General features: G+C 54.8%; 4 protein-coding genes and 2 tRNA genes. 1 reads left to right on the top strand and 5 read right to left on the bottom strand.

The annotated features are described in order from the left end of the window. Positions 1-304: 304 nt before the first annotated feature. The 3 genes from ENN40_07160 to ENN40_07170 form a co-directional block, all read right to left on the bottom strand. Positions 305-577 (bottom strand): hypothetical protein, encoded by a 273-nt coding sequence (locus ENN40_07160; GenBank protein ID HDP95122.1) that lies wholly within the window; start codon positions 575-577, stop codon positions 305-307. A 202-nt stretch (positions 578-779) separates the two neighbouring features. Next, positions 780-854 (bottom strand) — tRNA-Glu (locus ENN40_07165). 8 nt (positions 855-862) lie between these two features. Continuing rightward, a tRNA-Lys gene (locus tag ENN40_07170) sits at positions 863-935 on the bottom strand. A 176-nt stretch (positions 936-1,111) separates the two neighbouring features. On the opposite strand from ENN40_07170, the gene ENN40_07175 reads away from it, so the two are divergent. After that, positions 1,112-2,653, top strand: coding sequence for a bifunctional acyl-ACP--phospholipid O-acyltransferase/long-chain-fatty-acid--ACP ligase (locus ENN40_07175; protein HDP95123.1), 1,542 nt, complete (start codon positions 1,112-1,114; stop codon positions 2,651-2,653). Between the two features lie 74 nt (positions 2,654-2,727). Here ENN40_07175 and ENN40_07180 read toward each other — a convergent pair whose 3' ends face one another. Then, complete coding sequence (locus ENN40_07180; protein HDP95124.1) at positions 2,728-3,873, bottom strand: pyridoxal phosphate-dependent aminotransferase; 1,146 nt, start codon at positions 3,871-3,873, stop codon at positions 2,728-2,730. After that, complete coding sequence (locus ENN40_07185; GenBank protein ID HDP95125.1) at positions 3,870-4,526, bottom strand: tetratricopeptide repeat protein; 657 nt, start codon at positions 4,524-4,526, stop codon at positions 3,870-3,872. Before ENN40_07185 ends, ENN40_07180 begins: the two co-directional genes overlap by 4 nt. Between the last annotated feature and the right edge of the window lie 314 nt (positions 4,527-4,840).

Genomic DNA, 4,840 nt, shown 5'->3' on the forward strand with positions numbered 1-4,840 from the left:
CCTGTGCCCTCTGGGTATTTGTGCCCGAAAGGGTACTCTCATGCAGCCTTATCATTTTTTCAAATATGCATAACCCCCAAACCCACACAAAATGGAAGAGAACCAAAAGTTGAAAAGTTGAAGAGAACCAAACTTTTCAACTCTCTTATCAATGAATGACTTGAACGTCTTTGTTTTGAATTTTAGACATTGGGATTTTGGATTTGTTTGGGATTTCTGGTTTCGTGCTTCGAATTTGTTTTTTCTACCTTCTTCCTTATTCTTTATTCAGAGCCGTGTAGGACGAGAGGCAAGTGGCTATGGACTAGTACTTAATCACTTCGTCCAGGGGAGAGAACGAGACAATGGCCCGCAAATTGACATACACGGTTCTGCGGTTGGCGTGAACCCCGGTTGACCGGGTGTCCATGATGTAACGCTCCGTCGTTGTCCGGGAATCATGGCGGTGATGTACGTCCGCATCGGCCAGGCAGATCGAGTTATTGGCGATGGCTTTGAGGCGCCCGATGTAAACCCAGTTGGAATCGGTGTCCAACACAACCACCCGGCCGATATGCGCATCGAGTTCAGTTTTCATGTGTCTGCCTAGAGCCTCGTATGGGCACGGTTTGCAAAAGCGGCGGCAAGAGTCGCTTTTCGCAACCGTATGCCGGGATTGAAGCGCATCCAGGAATCATTGAACACATGGTTTCCCCTGAGAGGTTATACCACAATCGGGTTGGGAACGGGAGAATTTGCGCAACTGCACGCGGGCAGAAACAAGGGGATGATAATTGGAGTGGCAGCCCGTAGGGGAATCGAACCCCTCTTGCAGGGTTGAAAACCCTGTGTCCTAACCGATAGACGAACGGGCCACCCGAAATGAGCCGTGCTGGGCTCGAACCAGCGACACCCGGCTTAAAAGGCCGGTGCTCTGCCTACTGAGCTAACGGCCCACAGGGTAAACAAAATAGCATAATCGCCTGGGATTGTCAACCGTGGCGTTGACACCGTGGCGTTGACACCGTGGGGATGATATCTGATGCCTTTCCCGCCTTGATTGCAAAAAACGGATCATGGTATAGTGGATGGCAATTCAGCGGAGTCTTTTCCGCAACTGTGGAGGTACAGCATGGATACGCTGCATAGAGATTTCGTGCGCACGGCCAAACGCCTGGCTAAAAAGACGGCCATTATGGATCGCACCCTGGATCGCAGTTTTACCTATTCCAAAACGTTGATTGCGGCCCTGATTCTGGTACGCAAGCTCCGCAGATACCGGGACGGGTATATCGGATTGATGATCCCCAACTCAGCCGGGTCGTTTCTGGCCACCCTGGGAGTGGTGATGGCGGGCAAAGTGCCGGTCATGATCAACTATTCCACCGGAGCCGCGGAAAACGCCGAGTACGCGCAAAACAAATGTGGTTTCCGCACGATTATCACGTCCCGTGCGTTGCTGGAAAAGATCGGTTGCCGCATTGTCAATGGCATGGTGTTTGTCGAAGATATTCTGGCGGGGGTATCCGTTGCCGATAAACTCCGCGCCGCGGCGCAGGCGGCGCTGCCGCTGCCGCTGCTTCTGCGGTCGATTCACGCCGGGGAGTTGGACGACAACGCGGTGATCCTGTTTACCAGCGGCAGTGAGAAAGACCCCAAGGCGGTGCAACTGACGCACCGCAATTTCCAGTCCAATATCGAGGGCTCGCTGGATCACCTGGAGTTGACCGAAGAGGACCGCGTCCTCAGCATTCTTCCCCTTTTCCACGTTTTCGGTCACAACACGAATTTCTGGCTGCCCCTGGTCACCGGGTGCACGGCGGTCACTTACGCCAACCCCCTGGATTACGAAGTGGTGTGTCGCATCGTGCGTGAAGAAAAGATCACGGTCATGCTGGGAACCCCGATTTTCTTCAGCGGATATCTGCGAAAATCCCAGCCCGGTGATTTTTCCAGTGTGCGCCTGGCTGTCGCCGGCGCGGACAAAACTCCGGAGCAACTTTACAAGGGATTTTTGGAAAAACACAATCTGCAGATCCTGGAGGGATACGGCTGCACGGAAACCAGCCCGGTGATTTCGGTCAACACCCCCAACCACATCAAGCCCGGCAGTATCGGGAAACCCCTGTCCAATGTGGAAGTGCGGATCCGGGATATCGACACCGGTGAGGACCTGTCTCCCGGCAATGAAGGGAAGATCGTGGTGCGCGGTGATCTGGTGATGAAAGGCTACTTTGATGATATTGAAGAGACGGCCCTGCGGATCCGCGGTGGATGGTACGATACGGGTGACATGGGCATGCTGGACGAAGAGGGCTTTCTCTGGCATCGCGGCCGCCTCAAACGTTTTGTGAAAATCGGGGGGGAAATGGTCTCTCTTGTGCGCACTGAGAGCGTGCTCAGCCAATTTCTTCCTGAAGACGTGGACTGTTGCGTGGTGGAGGTTGCGGATTCCGTTAAAGGTGCCCGCATTGTTGCCGCAGTAACGGCACCCGTCAATGGAAGAAAGATTTTGAAAGCCATGGCCAGGGAATTGCCCAACATCGCATTGCCGCGACGATTTGCAGTAATGCGGGAGTTGCCCAAGATGGGGAGCGGTAAAGCGGATTTCCGTGCCGTTCAAGTGGAAATGCGCCGCAAAACGGATGATCGGAGACGCGATTCAGAACAGTAGTGATGGCCAAGGGCCTCAAGTGAAAAGTTGACTAATGCACCTAAAAGGATCTCTCCAACTTTCCAGCTCTCCAACTATTCAACTCTATTCGCCAGGTGAGCGCGGATGCGGGATGCTGCCTTTTTAACCGTTTCGGTATCCATGGCGATGTTGACGCGGATGTGGTCACGGTGGCGGGGAGAGAAGTTTTCGCCCGGGACCACGCCCACACCGTTCCGGAGCAGTGATTCAGCCAATGTGAAACCGTCGGTGATATCCCGCGGGATACGTGCCCACACGAAATAGCCGCCCTGGGCCGGGGCCACGCGAAAGCCGGCGGATGAAAGTTCGGCGCTCATGAGTTTATGGTTGATCTCGCAAATTTCGCGACAACCCCGCGTATATTCACAACCGAACGCGGTCTCTGAGAGGTAGCGGGCCAAGGCGGCTTGCGCCAGAGACGAGGTGGATAACCCGGTATAGTCGTGAACGGCACGGATTGTCGTCATGACAGGTTCAGGGGCAACCATGTAGCCGACGCGCCAACCCGTGATGGATAAACGCTTGGAAAAGGAGTCCACCTCGATCAATCTGGGGTATCCCATTTCCAGTGGGTCGGGCGGTGGCGGGCCGTAATGGATGCCCGCGTATACGGCGTCGAACACCAGCCAACCCTCCACGCGGTCGAGGATGGTTAACAGGTCGGCCAGTTCCTCACGGCTCCAGACCCGTCCCTGGGGATTGCCCGGGGATGCCAGCAGGATTACGCGCACGTTGTTATTCACAACGCTTGATTCCAGTTTGTTAAAATCCACATTGCCGTCCGGGTCCGTGGCAAAAGCGTGGAAGGGCATTCCCAGAATGCGGGGAAGCTGTGGGTAACTTTCATAAGCCGGATCGAAAGCCAATACGCCGCCATGATCATCCAAACTGCGGGAAAGATGGAACAATGCCAGGAACAATCCCTCCGTGGCGCCTTGTACAATCAGCAGGTTGTGTTCCTGAACCGGGATCCCCCTGGCCTGCAGCCATTCAACCAGCCGCGCGAGCAGGCCCTCGTGGCCGTTACCCGGTGCATACTGATGCAAGGCCGGGTCAAGCGCAGCTTGGTTGAGATGGTGAATCAACTCGGGAGGCGGCGTGAATCCCGGTTTGCCCTGGGCGAGATTAATGCCTCCGCTACGGGTAATGCGACGACTGAAATGGCTGATCAGGGAGCCCCGTAAACCTGTCGGGGTCATTGCATGCTGATTTCGCTTTGCAGTTCTTTGGCCTGACCGGTGAAAGCAGTGAGGGGATACTCTTCCAGCAGACGTTCAATCGTCTGCCGCGCCATGTCGAGTTGTCGGGCCTTGTATTGAGTCCGGGCCATGAGCAACAAGACGTAATCCTTGGCTACCTCGGTATCGTTGTCAGCCAGCAATTGGTTGAACAGGTCCAGGGCCTGGCGTTCCTGACCGGAAGCGCTGAGGATCTGGGCTTCCAGCAGGGTTTTCTGATCATTGATGAGGTCCAGGTGGCTGGAAGAGATGTCGTCCATCATATCCAGGGCATCCTGGACGCGTCCCTGCTCCATGTAGAGCCCGGCCAGAAACAACTGGGCGGCTGCCGATAAACCCCGACCGGCTTTCAGCTGGGAAAGCCTTTCAATTTTCTCTTCCACCGTCAAGTTGTCGTTGTTGCGGATTTCCAGGGCTTCGGATAAACGTTTGTTCTCCCGGGTGTAGGAGTGGGAGCGAACCAGGGTGACTGCGGCGAGCACCACTAGCACGGATGCGATCACGACAGCGGATGCAACCAGTTTTCGCCGGTTGTGGCTGATCCACTGCAAAACGGTGGAGATAAAGTGTTGAAAAGGGTCTTCTTTCAGGTGGGCACGTTCTTTGCGTTTCATCTTTGTTCCTTAAGAAAAACCGGTTCCAGAGGCTTTCCCGGGTGAAATACGTGCATGATGGTAGCACCTCGCCCTATTTGTGTCAAGTTCAGCATGAGGTTGTAAAAACCGGTTCTATTACGTTTCGTGTGGGTAAACATCTATTGGGAATCAGTAAGCAGTTGTGAGGAAGAGTACCCAGAGGGCATACATACCCGCAGGGCATAAAGCATAAGCGAACGCAAACGGCAGGTTCCGGGGCCCCATGGGCTGAGGCGGGACGGCCGAAGGTAAAATGATGCCCCGGATTACATCCCAAACAACCACCGGGGTCA

Source organism: Candidatus Aminicenantes bacterium (genome assembly GCA_011049425.1).
Taxonomy (GTDB): domain Bacteria; phylum Acidobacteriota; class Aminicenantia; order UBA2199; family UBA2199; genus UBA876.